Raw genomic sequence first — 212 nt, forward strand, 5'->3', positions numbered from 1 at the left:
GGGTATGAACCTTACGATAAAGTAGGCTATAATTCTGGGAATAGTCGTAACGGAAGCTATTCACGGCAATTTGAAACCAAATATGGGACTGTTCAGTTGAGCATTCCTAGAGATCGTAATGGGAACTTTAGTCCAGCTTTGCTTCCCGCTTATGGACGTCGAGATGACCACTTGGAAGAGATGGTTATCAAACTCAATCAAACCGGTGTAAC

At 42.9% G+C, this 212-nt stretch carries 1 protein-coding gene; it reads left to right on the plus strand.

Annotated features, from left to right (window positions below; genetic code table 11):
- The coding region (locus FDX22_RS00570) for a transposase (protein WP_186805266.1) at positions 1-212 on the plus strand (212 nt) is incomplete at both ends.

Source organism: Citrobacter sp. TBCS-14, from assembly GCF_005280805.1.
Lineage (GTDB): Bacteria > Pseudomonadota > Gammaproteobacteria > Enterobacterales > Enterobacteriaceae > Citrobacter > Citrobacter gillenii.